This window comes from Psychrobacter sp. TAE2020, from assembly GCF_018919485.1.
GTDB lineage: Bacteria > Pseudomonadota > Gammaproteobacteria > Pseudomonadales > Moraxellaceae > Psychrobacter.
Genome location: NZ_JAHLMU010000001.1, coordinates 1,060,968 through 1,076,872 on the forward strand (window position 1 = coordinate 1,060,968; position 15,905 = coordinate 1,076,872).

Here is a 15,905-nt window from a genome sequence, read left to right on the forward strand (position 1 = left end):
AACTGTCGTTAACTCTAGTGCTTGGACTGGCCTTAGGGATGACTGGTTGCCAAATCTTACCTAAACAACCGCATCTCTCTGAAAGCCAACAGCTATCTGCTAGAGTCAGTGCGTTATATCAGCAAGATCAGCCTCAGCGACCTATTAAAGGGATAAGAGGTGCTGACACAGATTTAGTAAGCGCCATCAGTTCTCAAAATGAGATTCACCCTGATTTATCTGGCTATCATCCTATTGTAACTGGTGCTAATGCTTTTGCCGCTCGCAGCATCTTAACGGGTATGGCTACTCGTAATATTGATGTGCAATATTATATCTGGCATGATGACCAGGCCGGTCAGCTGCTGCTAAAAGACTTATGGGAAGCGGCTGAGCGCGGGATAATTGTACGCTTACTGCTGGATGATTTTAACAATACGGCCAAGTTTGATCAGCACTTATTACGCTTTGCTAGTCATCCTAATATTGCCGTGCGTATCATTAATCCCCTGATGTATCGCAAGTTTCAAGCTTTGAACTTCGTTACTGGTTTGCCACGTATCAATCGACGTATGCATAATAAAAGCATGACTTTTGATAAGCAAATCACTATCATCGGCGGTCGAAATATCGGTGATGAGTACCTAAGCAATGATCAAAGCAGTCAATTTGCTGACTTAGATGTCTTACTTATAGGTAAAGTCGTCGCTGACATTGATAACAGTTTTGCCAGCTATTGGTCAGCGCCTATCTCTTTTGATATCGAAACTTTAGTCACCCTAGATAAAAACACTACTAAAGACTTTTTGCCAGCTTTAGATAAAATTAAAGGCGATACAGATAATGAACTCCGTAGCAGCTTATCGATGTATAAGACAGCTATTGAAGACTCTTCTATCGATACTGACTTAATCAATAAACGTGTGCCTTTTCGTTGGACAGACATGCAGTTTTTGGGTGATGATGTCGGAAAACTCACTAAGAGTGTGCCTGCTAGTACTAATTTAGTACAGCAACTGCGGACGCTGCTTGGGCGTCCCACTAAACAGTTGACTATTATTTCATCGTATTTTGTACCTACTAAAGATGGCGTAGATACTCTAGTTAAACTGGCTGACTCTGGTATCGATATAAAAATCTTGACCAACTCATTCGATGCTACTGACGTGACTGCTGTGCATTCTGGTTATAGCCAGTGGCGACCTAGAATGCTGCGCGCTGGTATAAAAATATACGAGCTAAAGTCAACTGCTAGTGAAGACAAGCGTGAGAACAAGCTGTGGAAAGCTCGTAGCCAATCATCAACTAGTTTACATGCTAAGACTTTTGCTATTGACGACCACCAAGTATTTATTGGCTCCTATAATGTTGATCCCCGCTCTGCTAATATTAATACCGAAATGGGTGTTATTATTAATGACGATGAGTTAGCACACCAATTGCATGCAGCGCTCAGTGATGATCTATTAGGTCAAGCCTATGAAGTCAAAATATTAGATAGTGGTGCATTGCAGTGGCATACCATTGAGAATGGCCAAGAAGTGATTTATGGAGCGGAACCAAAAGTTGATATTACCGACCATGTTTGGCTGACTATTATGTCTTGGTTACCTATTGACTGGTTACTGTAGCTGATAGCTGATCTTATTTAGATAAAATACTTCCAATTGATTTACGGAGCTATAAATACTTACCTTGTTTATAGCTCTCATAGTTTACGACTGCGCTCATTAGCATAGCGTTAATGAGCGCTATTATTATTTTGATATATGGATAAACGATATAATGCCTTCCCGTCCTCAATATGCGTTGATGTCTTCTAAAGACAAAAACATGGTGCTATTTATCTGCTCTAGTAGTGCTGTAGTATTTTTTGACTTTCTGATTTATTTATATATGGCAGACTTTATCTCTCTTACTTTTTTCCCAGCCAATACAGATCCACGCATTAATAAATTACAAGGACTGGGCTTGTTTGCGGTTGGTTACTTAGCACGCCCTCTTGGTGGCATTTTTTTTGGTCGTTATGGTGATATTATAGGTCGAAAACCGGTATTATTTACCACTATGCTGATTACTGCTAGTAGCCTACTGGCTATGGCATGCTTACCTACTTACCAACAATGGGGCTTGGCAGCACCGATTTTGTTTATCTTGTTGCGGCTAGTACAAGGAATGGCCTTTGGTGTCTTTGTGCCTTTGACTTGGATTTTCATTGCTGAACATCTTCCGAGACAATACCTATCTGTTGGCTGTAGCTATGTCTCGGCCAGCTTTTTTGTAGGGGTGCTATTTTCTAATGCTTTCTTTGCATGGTTAACGGGTTCTATGAGTCCCGACCAGCTTATTGATTATGGCTGGCGCGTCCCCTTTATAGTCGCAGCAGTATTAAGCTTCTTGCCATTATTAACGTGGCGTTTTGTCAATGAATCTCCATTTTTCTTGGCTATGAAAACTGCAAGACCTGCTGATCATATCGAAAGACCTTTCACCCTACTCTTTAAGCATTGCAAACATTCCATATTTGTCAGTTTGATGCTAACTTTAATCATTGCTAGTGTCACTACCGTAGTCATTCTTATCCTCCCTGATCTGATTGAACTACGTTTCGCTTTAGACAGTGACTTGTTTGAGTTCTCGCATGGTCTTGGTATTATTTTTATGATTTTTGGCTGTGTTTTTTATGGGCTAATGTCTAACTACGAAAACTTTGGTAGAATTTTGGTCATTGGCTGTGTGTTATTGATCGGTCAAATGTTTGCTTTTTATTACCATTTACAAGCTGGTGGCGATTATATTTTGATCATGTATGCGCTGTTAGGTTTTTTTGCCGGTATTATAGGTATGATACCCGCGATCTTTGTGCAGTTATTTCCAACCAATGTACGCTCAACCGGTTTTGCCTTTTCTTATAATATAATGTACGCCATTGTGGGTGCTTTAGTTCCATTTGGCCTTGGCTATGCAACGCTATTTGTCAGCTTCTCCCCTGCACTCTATATTGCCTTTGTTGGTTTAATTGGCATTATTATGGGGCTTTATTTTTATCGCTTGCCTGAATTTAAGCAAATAGATGAAATTATTTAAGCGCTTATCAAACCCTGAACATTCGCTAATAAACTGAAACTACTAAGCATTAAAAGGACTGTCGATAATGACCGTTGATATGACTAACAAGCGCCTGTCAGTCGCTCCGATGATAGATTGGACTACCACAGATTATCGATATTTTGCTCGATTGTTTAACCCGCAAGTTTATCTTTATACTGAGATGATCAGCACTGGAGCCTTGCTGTATGGCAACCGTGAACGCCACTTACGCTTTTTTGAACAAGAGCATCCTGTAGTGTTGCAGCTTGGTGGCGCTGACATCGATGAGATGACGCAGTGTGCCGAGTTTGCTCAACAGCATAGCTATAATGAGGTCAATATAAATGTTGGCTGCCCATCAGATCGAGTGCAGCATAATAAGATCGGGGCTTGTTTGATGGCCGAGCCGAATACTGTGGCGGATTTAGTCAAGCATATGCAAGCGGCTGTTGATATCCCAGTGACGGTCAAACATCGTATTGGTATTGATGATTTTGATAGCTATGAGTTTATGGCGCAGTTCGTAGAGACGGTTGCCGAAGCTGGTTGTAAACGTTTTATCGTCCATGCTCGTACCGCTTGGCTGCAAGGGCTTAGCCCTAAACAGAACCGCGAAATTCCGCCGCTGCGTTACGAGGATGTTTATCGTCTTAAGCAAGACTATCCTGAGCTGATAATAGAAATCAATGGTGGTATTGAGACTATAGAAGAGGTTCAGTCTCATCTACAACATATCGATGGGGTAATGATTGGGCGGGCTTTTTATCATAATCCTTATCTATTAGCAGAGGCCAATAGTTTATGGGATCAGCCGTTACCTAAACGTTCCGAGATTTTGCAACAGCTATATCCCCATCTGCGTGCGCAAGTGGCTGAAGGTGAGCCCCTATCGACTATGGCACGGCACTATCTAGGCTTATTTCAAGGGTTGAGTGGTGCACGGCGCTGGCGACAGGCATTGAGCGGAAAACCTAGTTTGACTATCGCCGATATTGAAAAAGCCGCTGATGAAGTACTAGCGTTAAACCCTGATGCTTAGCTAACTGGTCCAAACCCAGCAACACATCCAGCAACAAGAGCAGCGTCAGCTTACTTGCGACAAATAAAGCCACATTGCTGCCCCGTTATTGATAATGTGCAGCAGTATCGGCAGTAGCAACGAAGCTGATTTATAACGAGCGTAGCAGAATATCAAAGCCAGCAATACGATAGTACTGATCTCATAAATGCCATACTGCAAGTGAATAACGGCAAAGATTAGACTAGTCAAAATACTGGCTATTAGTGCGCCTTTAACGGTTGGTTTTTGCTGTGGATGCCCTTTTGGCTGTGACTCTAAATTAGTTTCTGTGAATTGCTCACTAATAGCCTGCCAAAGTATACCGCGAAATACCAACTCTTCATAAATTGGCGCCACAATCACTAGCGCAAAAACCAACAACCACACTGAGCTTACCGATTGATATAAAGGATCTACAAAATCTGATGGTGACTTGTCTAACCAGTAAGTCAACGCCTGAGAAGCCACCATAAATATCAGTAGCAAGCTAAACATCCCAATTCCCAGCGCCCAAGAGAATGGTCTGAGCGCCAAATACTGCGTCAGATCGGCTTTTTTTAGGCGGATAATAGCTACAATTAGCAATGCCAGTAATACCCAGCTAACGATTACTGAGAGGCTGACTATAGTGCCATCACTACTGCCAAAATAAAAGATGTCGCCTAAGCTTAACGACTTAGTAGAAGGTAACAGTAGCTTACCAGCCCCATAGACGCCTATTAATTGGCTAATAAAAAATGCTATCACCATGCCAATTATTAAGGCAGCTACCCCAAAGCGTGAAAACAACGGTGATGGCGTTAAGCCTCCACTAATTGGCGCGCTTATAACCTCAAGACGGTCTTTAGAAGAATTCGACATAGCGTGGTTACTCAAAAAATCAGTAGATAGCTATCTGTCATTAAAGTCCATCAGAACGACAGAACGACAGAACGACAGAAACAGTAGTCAAGTTATAGGCTTTATTTATAAAGCTAGTTGTTGAGCAATGACCTCTAGTACTTGCGCAGATACTGACTCTGGGTGCTCTAATGGGAACATATGACCCCCTTTATGAGTCTGATAAGAAATGCCCAAGCGAGCTTTTATTTGCTGGGGAAATTTGCGTTTTAGGAAGATACTATCTTCACCAATGATCAAGGTTACTGGTGGCTTAGGACTATGGTTTGGCGTTAGCCAATACAACGAAGGGTTAGTACGGAATACCGCAACTTCACTAGCTTTAGGAATCGCTAAAGTAACTTTGCCATCAGCGCGCTGGTGTAAGCCGTGCTCGATATAACCCTCAAAGCTGCGTTCATCAAAGTGCTTAAAAAAGCCTTTACCACGTAGCTTATCATGAGCATCCTCACGACTCTCCCAAACGTCACGACGCTTTTTGGAGATGCCAGCTGGCGATAATTTATCCATCAAACGATGGTTCATCAGCGGTAATCTATCTGTAGTCTTAGCTAAGTGCCATAATAAGCTAATCTTGCCATACAACCAAGGCGGATCCATCAATACTGCTTGGTTAAAGTATTGCGGCGCACGATACAATGCTTGTAGGGTACACATAGCGCCAAGCGAATGGCCAACAGCAACTACTTGCGATACCTGATGATCCTCACAAGTGGCTTTTACGCTATCGACCACTTGCTGAGTCAGGCTGCGCCAATGATTATCAACCGGATAGTCAGGGTGGTTACCTAGCATAGCGATGTATTCGATAGTAAAAAACGCCTCTAACTCAGCAAAGAACGCTTGATAGACTTGGCTTGGTATACCGTTAGCATGAGCAAAATGGATAACCGGCTTATTGGTTTTTTTTGATAAGGGAAGCGCCGCAAAGCTCTGCGCATTAATAATACTCATAGTCTATTCTCACTAAACTTAAATTATACTTATGGGCTATCATGGGAAATATAACGGTCAATATCAACAAATGCTAATAATATTTTTGACCCATCAACCGACTATAGCCTGTTGAACTACTAGACACTAAAAAGCTGAGCTATTATCCATAGCTCAGCCTTATAAACACACTTACTTAACGCATTTGCGCGTTATTTTCTTCTTTAGGTAAGATATCAAAGTTGATACTCGACCCTACTCCAGCACCCATCTGTACAGCAAAGCGATCCATAAACAAGCGGAATGGATCCGTTGGGGTATAGTTTACTACATTGCTTAGCTCTAACTGTCTCTCTAAGCTGGCAATACTACCAGTTTTGTCTGCTAAACCTAATGCAATAGACTGCTCACCAGTCCAGAATAACCCTGAGAATAGTTTATTCTTTTCTGGATCTTTAAGACGATTACCACGACCTTCTTTTACAGCATTTATGAAGTGTTTGTGAGTATTAGCCAACACACTTTCGACATGCTTTTCTTCATAATCGGTAAGCGGGCGGCTCAAGCTCAAAATATCTTTATACTCACCAGCAGTGATAGTACGATCTTTAACCCCTACTTTATCCATTAATCCTTCAATATTGTAGCTCGGCATAATAACCCCTATAGAGCCAACCAAACTGGAAGGATTAACATATATCTCATCAGCAGCAGAGGCAATATAATAAGCGCCTGATGCGCCAATATCACCGATCACCGCATAGAGTTTTTTATCAGGATATTCTTTACGCAGATCCCTCATCGTTTGCCAGATTTCATCAGACTGTACTGGCGAGCCCCCTGGCGAATTGATATCGAGTGCCACTGCTTTTGAATTAGGGTTTTCAAAAGCCCGAGTCAAGGCTTTGCTAACATCATAAGCATTAGCCACATCACCACTACTGATAGTGCCTTGTAGCTCAACTACTGCTAAGTGTGGCTTACTCGTATCGACACCTTCAAGTCCGGTTGGTGCATTACTGCTGCAACCACGTCCAAGGGTCAAAAATATCAGTAGAATATAGCCAAAAGTCAGCAGTTTAAAGAAAATACCCCAGCGCCGCGCACGACGTTGCTCTTGGACACTGGCTAGTAAAGTATTTTCGATAAGACGCCATTCTTGACCACTTGGCTGCTGCTGCAGAGGTACAGGCTGGTTGACCGAATTATCAGGACGTTTATTGGGATCTGGTGGCCAGTTAGGCATATAACTTCCTAGGTTAGAAACAATATTTAAAAACAATATTTAAAAAAAGGTAAGGCAATAAAAATGAGTGCTGCATCATGCTAAACGCTTTGCTGATTCTATAAGCGGCTTACTGGTTATGGTGACCTTTAGTTTAGGGTTCAATAGTAGTCACAGCACAAAAGCTAACAAAACATAAGTTTAAAGGTGAATGTTGTATGAGCCATTCTATCTTAGAGCGGTTTTTATTTTATAGTATTGTTATGGCTATTAATATCGACATTACTATCGGTAACAGTATCAGTATCAGTATCGAAATTAGCAGTAGCAGCAAAGGCCACTGCTAATGGCTTATTGTCATAGCTTAGTAGTTGCTCAACTTGCTGCGCTATCAACACGCTACTGGGTACCGCTGAGGAACTATGGGTTAACCAATTGCTTGAGTGCTTGCTTAAGTAATTGTGCTGATTGTGCTGATCCTGAACATCGCTATCCTTGATAACCTTAATAGGCTTATCAGTATCGACGTCTAGCTCACCTGCTGTACACATTAGCTGCCACAGTTGCCAAAGACGCTGATGGGTGGCTACATCCAATATCAACCGCGATTTACTTGGCTGCGCTTGCTTATGCAGTGGCGATGTTGTTGCTGGCGATACCGCCGGTCTTAGTATCTGACTAGTTAGTACTGGTGATTTTACAGGATTAGCCGGATTGAACTGTAAGATATCGATAGGCTCATCGCTTTCTATAAGTAAGCTACAATCCCAAACGCTACTATCAGCTATCATTGGCCAACCCGTAACTGCTTTTATAGTTAGTGTTTCATTTGCTGACTGCCAAACCTTCCCTGCTCCACAGTGTTGCGCGCTAATAACTAGGTTACTACTAACAGACTTGCTAATAGGTTTATTTGCTAATCGATCATGCGTAATAACGCGTTGCTTAGCAGCTGCTAGTTTTTTGTGCTCGCCTGCCTGCCAATAGTGCTTAGTAGGTAAGCTTTGACTCAGTTGCCTAGCGGTCAGAGCTAACAAGCTTTCGCCTTCGGGGCTATATGCGATATTAAGCGTGCTCTGCTGCTTATAGTGCTGTTTGGCCGTTGGTGTAGCTGAGCCAGTTTGTACCACTATCCCCTCTAAACGCTTAATGGCTAGAGTCCCTAGCTGCTGCGTTAAAGTCGCAGATAACTGCTCGGCTGTCAGCATGCTTACGGTAGTGCGTGCAGTTTTAGGTCGGTGATCGGCTAAGATTAGCCAACTGATACTATCTGAACTTTGCTGAGCACTTTTATCATCGCGGTTAAAATCTTTCATTTTAATAGCATTAACGGGATACTGTAATACAGCCGCCGTCAAATAACTGTCGTTAGTAGGTAAAACATATAGAGTTGGCGTGGAGCTCAGCCGCTGCTGATTGGCATAGAGGGTTATTATTAACAAGCTCAGCGGTGGCAATGCTAGCCAGCGACTGAGTAACTTAGGCGGCAATAGCCAGGGTAATAATACTAACAACCCCATCAATAATATAGCGGTGTTTACTGGAGTGTATAGCCAAGCACTACTGACTGCTGGCAACGAAGTCAACCAAGCTATCAGCTGATGCACATTCATCATTATAGTGGTGACTAACAGCCAAATAGTTGATGCAACAGAGGGCCATAAAAGATAGCATAGCCCTGCCAATAGATTCAGCGGTATGATAACCCAACCGAACAAACTTATAGCGAACAAGTTAATCACTAAGCTCCAAAATGAAGCTTTGCCAAACAGCAATAGAGTAATCGGCAGCAGCGCTATAAATAACCAACACTGTAGCTTGAACAGACGCTTAATTAACGGCCAAGTTTTTGTCAAAATACTATAAATAAGGCTATTATTTCGCCAGTTTTGCTGGTGTTTACTAAGAAGCTGCGGGCTATTCTTAAAGCTATTATCCGAGTGCTGTTGCTGCAAGCCATTATCGTATTTCAGTATTAGGGCTACGGCGACGAAGGACAGCCAATATCCCGCTTGCCATAGCACATAAGGATCAAACCAAGCTAACAGTACTGCTAAAGCTAATAATACTCGCATAGCGCTCACTGGTACTAAGGATAAACGCACGAGGCCAACAGCCAGTAACATCCACGCCGTACGCGCCGCAGGTACATCGAACCCGGTGAACAAGGCATAAATAAAAGCGGCACTGATCATCACTCCCCAGCGCAGTTGCCAGCGTGGCAAATAGCTATATAGTATCGGGCAAAAGCGATCCGAGACTAGCACTACTAGACCTGCCAGCATAATGGCTAAAAACAAAACATGAGTGCCAGAAATAGCTAATAGATGCGAGATACCTGCTAGCTGATACAAATCTTTAGTCTCACGGCTTATCAAACTACGGTCACCAGTCAACAAACTCAAAGCAACCGCATTGGCTTGCTGCTGCGCTGGGCTTAATGATGGCCAGTGCTGATAAAAACTCTGACGCAATTGCCAGCGCTGTTGGTCAATTTTAGTGCGCCAATGTTTAAAGCTGAGACTAGCATTGGATAAAACAGTTAGGGGTGCTATAGCATTATCGGCTGCGGCGCTATCAGTAGCCGTTTCAGAGCTATTAACCGTATTAGCACTATTAGCAAGGTTATTGATAGGAACACCGACGCTTATAATATTAGCTACCCCGTCAATATGACGCCCTCGTAACCAACGATAACTATCAAAGCCAGTCGGATTATTGAGAGCTTGTTCTGAGGTTGCAAGGGGCACTAGTGATAAGCTCATCAGTAGCTGATCACCCGGCTGCAAGCGGTTAACAGTGGCTAAGTTATTGCTGCTGGTGTTTGTTTTGGGATAAGCACTAAGTAGCACTCGATAAGTTGCAGCTCGGCTAGTAGTAATAGAGATATCATTGAACTTTCGGTTAATGCCCTCGTTATCACTAGTGTTTAGTTGTAACTGCTCAGCCGTTATAATCGCTAATTCCTGCGCAGTTAATTCAGCAATGAGCGGCGCTACATAACTGAGGGTGGCCACTTGCCGATAACCGCTGTTGCTAGTAGGGTCATATAAGCTATCGCTGATACCTTCGATCGTCACTAGCGCTTGTACTCGCATCGATAAGGCTAGCTTAGTATTTTCAGCACGCTGATGACTACTCAAGGCTTGCAGTGCACTAGCCATGACTAATAGAATCGCTAGGGCGGCAATGCATAAGTAATAGAGCGCTTGAGACAACCAGCTAAAGATTAATGAAGTTTTTTTAGCCGATAATTTTTTATTAGTAGATTGCTCATCACTAGTAGATGAATTATCGCTTAGAATAGTAGCAGCAAGTGCTACACCTCTTTGACTGATAACTATTAAGATTAACGAGATACCTAACAGATAAGGCAAAATTGATAGACTAGCTATCTCTATCGATAGCAAACTGGCTGGCAAGGTATTACTACTGGCAATAGCTAAGACGGCGATCATCACCGTTAAGATAAGTATGCTTAGTAACCAATACACTAGCACTCCTTAGTTAATTACCTACTTAACCCAATACGCTAGATCGTTCAATGAGTCAGAGATTATCGTTAAGCTTGGCTGATCGAACTCTATAAAATAATGTGAAATTGCTACAGCCTTTAGGCTCATTAGCCTTGCTTTATAGCTTAGTCTGAACAATAGCATTTCTATTTATATTACCCTATACTGAATGCAGTTGTTGCAACTATTGGCCATCACAGCTGATGCTACGCTCCATAAGTGTTTCTATTTTTATCCATTAAATCTTTAACTATCAGCCACTTAATGTCAGTAGTGGTGACCCTTATACCATGATCAAAGGCAAGCCTGTGCCAAAAAAACACCTAAAAAACCTGCTGCCTACACCTGAAAAGATTCTAGAGAGTCGCACCTTAAAGGTATTTGCACCTTACCTAACCGATGCACGGCTTTGGCAATTCAATCGCCACAGTTTGAATAAAGCGGTATATATAGGAGTACTGAGTGCTTTTTTCCCACTGCCAGGACAGATGCTACTGGCATTAATCGGAGCGCTTGTCTTCCGGGCCAACGTACCGATGGCTCTTGGACTGACTTGGATTACCAATCCACTCACTACCTTACCGGTATTCTATGCTGGCTACTATGTGGGTGCCAAGATTCTTGACGTGCCAATGATCAGTTTACGGCTGATTGGCCGTATGATTACTGACTTTAGCTTATGGATTATATCTGATGGGGCCAACCCCTTTATCACTTATAAAGGGGTGGTATCGATCGGAGCGTTTTGTTTAGGATTGACACTGTTAGCCATCCTAACCAGTTTGATTTGTGGTTTAGCCTTTAAAGCGATTTGGCGCTATAAAACTATCGTCAGTTGGCAAAGACGTCCTCAAGATGCAAAAAGTAAGGATAAATCAGCAAAAGATAAACCGTTAAAAAAGCCTTTAGAATAATTACTCAAAGCCGCTAGCAAAAATAACTTCCACTAGACACTTAGATTAGAGACAGCTCACACCACTACTGAGCTTATCGGCACTGAATATTTAGCATCCATTAGACCCCTTGCTAATACTGTTCCCACTTACCATTGCGCAATAACAACTGCCTATCAGCCAGTGCTGCTAAGTTGCGATCATGAGTCACCATTAATAGCGCAGTTTGCATAGTGTTTTGTAACTCAGAAAGCATGGCAAAAACACTTTGCGCATTGTCATAATCCAAGTTACCCGTCGGCTCATCCGCCAATATTAGCGAGGGCTTAGTCACTAGAGCACGCGCAATAGCAACACGTTGACGCTCACCACCTGATAGCTCACCTGGTCTATGTTCTAACCGATGACCCAATCCGACATTTTCTAAGATTTCAATCGCTTGATTACGGGCATCAGCGGTAGAGACTTTTGGACGCATCAATAACGGCATAGCTACGTTTTCTATGGCCGTAAACTCCGCCAATAGATGATGAAACTGGTAAACAAACCCTAAGTGCTGGTTACGCATTAACCCACGCTCAGTCTCGTTCATGTGATTAAGACACTTACCATGTAGCCAGACTTCGCCACTAGTAGGCGTATCCAAACCACCGAGTAGATGCAATAAGGTACTTTTTCCTGAGCCACTAGTGCCAACGATGGCTATGCGTTCGCCAGGTCTTACTGACAAGTCTAAACCAGTTAATACCTGTGTGCGTACAGCGCCTTCATCATATATTTTACTGATGTTGGTCGCCTCTAAAATAGCAGACATAGCACTTCCTTTTTTTATATTACAATTCAACTTATTATTTCTTTTATCGCCATTATTCGTAACGCAAGGTCTGCGCTGGTTGAATCCTAGCGGCTCGACGTGCTGGATAAATAGTCGCCAAAAAGCTTAAGATAAATGAAGCCCCAGTTATCAATACCACATCTACCAAACGCAGCTCCGAAGGTAAGTAGTTGATAAAATAGGCGTCAAATAGATTCAGACCAAAGCTTTGATTGATAAAACCTAGGATATCACCAACCGTTAGCGCAAATATGATGCCCAAAATCGTGCCAGCGATAGTGCCAATAAAGCCAATCACTACTCCTTGTACCATAAATATTTGAGTGATCAGCTTTGGTGAGGCGCCAAAAGTTTTTAAGATAGCGATATCGGCTTTTTTATCAGTGACTAGCATAACCAAGCTGGAAACGATATTAAACGCCGCTACTAGAATAATCAAAAATAACAGCAAGCCAACCATAGCTTTTTCCATTTGGATAGCACCAAATAAATTACCATGCGTCTGCGTCCAGTCATTGGGATAGAGCTGATCAGGTGCTATAGCAGCAGCTTTTTGTGCAGCCATAGGTGCAGTAAAGATATCATCTAGCTTTAGACGAATACCTTGGGCACCAGCAGGCAAGCGCAGTAGTTTAGCGGCATCATTCATCGGAATAAAGGCCATTAAGCTATCCACTTCCGGACTGATACTGAATATACCTGTCAAAGTAAAACGTTTAAAGCGCGGAATAACCCCAGCTGGTGACGGCGATGCTTCTGGCAATACTAGAGTGACTTTATCGCCGATACGTAATCCTAGCGACTGCACCATCTCTTCACCCAATACGATACTGAAATCACCACTTTTTAGGGTATCGATGCTGCCTTCAGTCATGTTGTCATTGATAATTGAGACGTTTTTCTCATACTCAGGATCAATCCCAGTGACCATAATGCCAGCCACTTGACCGTTGGAAGTCAGCATACCCTGCAGCTGAATAAAAGGCGCTACAGCGACGACTTCTGGATCTTTTTTGATCTCATCAGCCAGCTGTTGCCAGTCACCAATAACCTCAGTTGAGATAACAGTTGCTTGAGGCACCATACCCAGAATACGGGTTTTAAGCTCTCGATCAAAGCCATTCATCACTGACAATACGGTGATTAATACCGCCACCCCAAGAGTCAGACCGACCATTGAAATAAGCGATATAAAAGAGATAAAGCGGTTACTGCGCTCTGCTCGGGTATAGCGTAGACCAATAAATAAGGCTAAAGGACGAAACATATTCAAACTCTTTATCTTATCTAACAACAGCAGCACAAATGCTAGGATAATGATTTAGCTTTGCGCTGAGGAGTAGATATGGTTTTAGACAGACTTGCTAATTATTTGATGCTGTATTAACACTTTATATGATTTTGTATTTTGGTGTTTATAGTGTTTAGGCTGGCAAAAAGGGGATAGTTTGACACAATTTGTCTAAAATGTGCTATTAAACGTCGTCCTTAGGAGTAAAATAAAAGCGCTATTTTAAAAAAAGCACTGCTTTGTTATTATTTTTTATGGGGGGCTTGCTATTAGTTGAGTCTATACCTATATATTGTATGTAAAGGATTATTGTCATTAACCCATCAGTGTTGTTTGTTGAACTTTTTAGGTCCAAACTTCACAGCTGACTTAAGTTTGAGTATTTTCATGACTACTAATTATCATTATAAAAACCTACAATCTCCTACCAAAATCACCTTAACCGAAGCCCAAACGGCTGGTCATGCTGACCATTGGCGTATCTTAACCGATGACATGAGCCATGATGTACCTGAATGGTTACAGCAGATGATTGAGCAAGCCACAATGCCTAAAGGCCTCAATAGCAATGTCAGTGCTAAAGACAGCTGCTTATTGCTCTCTGAGGATCAACCTTGCCATATCAATCAAGTACTAGCGATGAAAGACGGTAAACCTGAACGTTTTGTCAACGCCTACCCTTGTGTCGATAGTCTGTATGGTCTTAATTGCACTATTGAGCGTATGATCGTCAATGAGACTACTCATGATGCGGTACTGCGTCTACGGACTGCTGATGGCAGTATAATTTATGCCTTTGATCAGCTTTACACCGCCAATCGCCATTTATATCAGCAAGGTACTTCTTATTTTGTCAACTTCAGTGCTTGGGCGCATGAGATTACTATCAGCGAACAACAAGAAGTGATTATGGTTGAGGACCAAGAAGCCATTCGTTCTCATCGTGCTTTTAACGACATCGTGGCCGCCAATAACGGTCAAGTACCTACTGACATTCAAGAGCAAGTCAAAGACTGGCAGCCAACGACTAAAGAACAAATGGAGCCCGTAGAAATCAACCTAGGTCACATGTGTGCTTATTTATTTGGCGATACTTTAGGTCAAGAGGACGAAGCTTGGTGTCAAGGACAAGTGCTAGGTAAGCAACAATGTAAATTCAATGGTAAAGATATCATACTGTTCGATGTGGTCATCTTACGTGAGCAAGATGCCGATCCATTCGTGGTTCGTATCGCTGCGCCTAGTACCCCCCAAACTCAAGCCATTGGTGTGCTCAACTATATCCAAGCTAATATTTGGCTACAAGCAGCTATCTATAAAGAAAACCAAAACAAACAAAATACTAAGCTGCAACTGCAGACTCAATCGCGAGCCAGCTAGCCAAGCTAATGCAGTCAGCATAGTTACAGAGTCGAGCTGCTAACTAAGCAAATCTTGTCTTAAGTCGATAAGCTAGCCCATAAAAAAGCCCTTAACTGTATTAAGGGCTTTTTGTGTAGTGGCGATTATTTCCAAAACCTTGTACGTATTTAGCGCTCAAAGTTAGCACTCGAAGACTATATTGCCGCCAAAGGCTAGGCTAACATCGAACCTCAAATAACATAGCTACTGAAATAGCTTAAGCAGTAGTAGTGATTGACTTAATGCGCTTAAACAGCTCTTTTTGCTCAGTGCTAGGACGAGCGGTTTGTAATGCCATCAATTGTGACATATCGCCTTCGACACGGATTTTGCCACTCATAAAAGCACCCATGATTTCATTCATGTCGAAGTTAGTGACTGTAGATTGTAGCGTATCACGATCTAATACTAGGGTCGTAGTCGCTTTATCATTCAAGCCACGCTGCAATAGACCATTAGCGAAGCTAGCTTCAATAGTCTCACTGCCATCAGCAACTTTAAGGTTGATCACCATAGCGGCTAGAGCTGGTGGTAGGTTCAACTCACCTGCTTCGTTACCAAATTCTTCAACTTGTACAAACCATTCGTCAGTTAAAAAAACAGCCATTTCATTATCCTTTATGATTGAGTAGTTAATAAACTAAAAGTAGTTCTTGTAACCTTGATGAGATTCTTCCTATCCACTAGATCAAGTAATAGAGCTATTAGATAAGACAATCGAGGGCTCATCATTATTATGCCGTGGTTTTTGGAGAAGTAAAGAGTGTTAACCACGACAAATAG

General features: G+C 42.3%; 12 protein-coding genes. 5 read left to right on the forward strand and 7 right to left on the reverse strand.

The features are described 5' to 3' along the window. Window positions 1-38: 38 nt before the first annotated feature. The 3 genes from KPY62_RS04165 to dusA all read left to right on the forward strand — a co-directional run bounded on the left by KPY62_RS04165 (window position 39) and on the right by dusA (window position 4,108). Window positions 39-1,610, forward strand: a complete 1,572-nt coding sequence (locus KPY62_RS04165) for a phospholipase D family protein (protein ID WP_416384056.1) — start codon at window positions 39-41, stop codon at window positions 1,608-1,610. A gap of 154 nt (window positions 1,611-1,764) precedes the next feature. Next, window positions 1,765-3,066, forward strand: coding sequence for an MFS transporter (locus KPY62_RS04170; protein WP_216580949.1), 1,302 nt, complete (start codon window positions 1,765-1,767; stop codon window positions 3,064-3,066). Between the two features lie 67 nt (window positions 3,067-3,133). Beyond that, the gene (gene dusA, locus KPY62_RS04175) at window positions 3,134-4,108 is read left to right on the forward strand and encodes a tRNA dihydrouridine(20/20a) synthase DusA (RefSeq protein WP_216580950.1); all 975 of its coding nucleotides are present in this window, start codon (window positions 3,134-3,136) and stop codon (window positions 4,106-4,108) included. Window positions 4,109-4,153: 45 nt separating this feature from the next. Here dusA and KPY62_RS04180 read toward each other — a convergent pair whose 3' ends face one another. From KPY62_RS04180 to KPY62_RS04195, 4 genes are all read right to left on the reverse strand, one after another. Continuing rightward, window positions 4,154-4,990, reverse strand: coding sequence for a CPBP family intramembrane glutamic endopeptidase (locus KPY62_RS04180; protein WP_216580951.1), 837 nt, complete (start codon window positions 4,988-4,990; stop codon window positions 4,154-4,156). A gap of 105 nt (window positions 4,991-5,095) precedes the next feature. Continuing rightward, window positions 5,096-5,983 carry an alpha/beta fold hydrolase gene (locus KPY62_RS04185; RefSeq protein ID WP_216580952.1) on the reverse strand — a complete coding sequence of 296 codons (888 nt, stop codon included), beginning with the start codon at window positions 5,981-5,983 and terminating at the stop codon, window positions 5,096-5,098. A gap of 175 nt (window positions 5,984-6,158) precedes the next feature. Next, a complete protein-coding gene (sppA, locus tag KPY62_RS04190; RefSeq protein WP_216580953.1) occupies window positions 6,159-7,208 on the reverse strand; it encodes a signal peptide peptidase SppA in 1,050 nt (349 codons plus the stop codon). Between the two features lie 224 nt (window positions 7,209-7,432). Next, window positions 7,433-10,681, reverse strand: a complete 3,249-nt coding sequence (locus KPY62_RS04195) for a ComEC/Rec2 family competence protein (protein ID WP_324033812.1) — start codon at window positions 10,679-10,681, stop codon at window positions 7,433-7,435. 329 nt (window positions 10,682-11,010) lie between these two features. Here KPY62_RS04195 and KPY62_RS04200 point away from each other — a divergent pair, with 329 nt between their 5' ends. Then, window positions 11,011-11,616 carry a DUF2062 domain-containing protein gene (locus tag KPY62_RS04200; RefSeq protein WP_324033814.1) on the forward strand — a complete coding sequence of 202 codons (606 nt, stop codon included), beginning with the start codon at window positions 11,011-11,013 and terminating at the stop codon, window positions 11,614-11,616. Between the two features lie 112 nt (window positions 11,617-11,728). Here KPY62_RS04200 and lolD read toward each other — a convergent pair whose 3' ends face one another. Together lolD and KPY62_RS04210 are read right to left on the reverse strand one after the other, a co-directional pair. Then, entirely contained in the window at window positions 11,729-12,409 is a 681-nt protein-coding gene (gene lolD / locus KPY62_RS04205; RefSeq protein ID WP_216580955.1) for a lipoprotein-releasing ABC transporter ATP-binding protein LolD, read from the reverse strand. Between the two features lie 52 nt (window positions 12,410-12,461). Next, entirely contained in the window at window positions 12,462-13,697 is a 1,236-nt protein-coding gene (locus KPY62_RS04210; RefSeq protein WP_216580956.1) for a lipoprotein-releasing ABC transporter permease subunit, read from the reverse strand. A 411-nt stretch (window positions 13,698-14,108) separates the two neighbouring features. On the opposite strand from KPY62_RS04210, the gene KPY62_RS04215 reads away from it, so the two are divergent. Then, window positions 14,109-15,101 carry a hypothetical protein gene (locus KPY62_RS04215; protein ID WP_216580957.1) on the forward strand — a complete coding sequence of 331 codons (993 nt, stop codon included), beginning with the start codon at window positions 14,109-14,111 and terminating at the stop codon, window positions 15,099-15,101. A 238-nt stretch (window positions 15,102-15,339) separates the two neighbouring features. Here KPY62_RS04215 and KPY62_RS04220 read toward each other — a convergent pair whose 3' ends face one another. Continuing rightward, window positions 15,340-15,729 (reverse strand): SCP2 sterol-binding domain-containing protein, encoded by a 390-nt coding sequence (locus KPY62_RS04220; RefSeq protein WP_216580958.1) that lies wholly within the window; start codon window positions 15,727-15,729, stop codon window positions 15,340-15,342. Between the last annotated feature and the right edge of the window lie 176 nt (window positions 15,730-15,905).

What these genes read in the sequence shown, in the direction of transcription:
- KPY62_RS04165 (WP_416384056.1), top strand. Translation starts at nt 39, where the DNA reads ATGACTGGTTGCCAAATCTTACCTAAACAACCGCATCTCTCTGAAAGC.
- KPY62_RS04170 (WP_216580949.1), top strand. Translation starts at nt 1,765, where the DNA reads ATGCCTTCCCGTCCTCAATATGCGTTGATGTCTTCTAAAGACAAAAAC.
- dusA (WP_216580950.1), top strand. Translation starts at nt 3,134, where the DNA reads ATGACCGTTGATATGACTAACAAGCGCCTGTCAGTCGCTCCGATGATA.
- KPY62_RS04180 (WP_216580951.1), bottom strand. Translation starts at nt 4,990, where the DNA reads ATGTCGAATTCTTCTAAAGACCGTCTTGAGGTTATAAGCGCGCCAATT.
- KPY62_RS04185 (WP_216580952.1), bottom strand. Translation starts at nt 5,983, where the DNA reads ATGAGTATTATTAATGCGCAGAGCTTTGCGGCGCTTCCCTTATCAAAA.
- sppA (WP_216580953.1), bottom strand. Translation starts at nt 7,208, where the DNA reads ATGCCTAACTGGCCACCAGATCCCAATAAACGTCCTGATAATTCGGTC.
- lolD (WP_216580955.1), bottom strand. Translation starts at nt 12,409, where the DNA reads ATGTCTGCTATTTTAGAGGCGACCAACATCAGTAAAATATATGATGAA.
- KPY62_RS04210 (WP_216580956.1), bottom strand. Translation starts at nt 13,697, where the DNA reads ATGTTTCGTCCTTTAGCCTTATTTATTGGTCTACGCTATACCCGAGCA.
- KPY62_RS04215 (WP_216580957.1), top strand. Translation starts at nt 14,109, where the DNA reads ATGACTACTAATTATCATTATAAAAACCTACAATCTCCTACCAAAATC.
- KPY62_RS04220 (WP_216580958.1), bottom strand. Translation starts at nt 15,729, where the DNA reads ATGGCTGTTTTTTTAACTGACGAATGGTTTGTACAAGTTGAAGAATTT.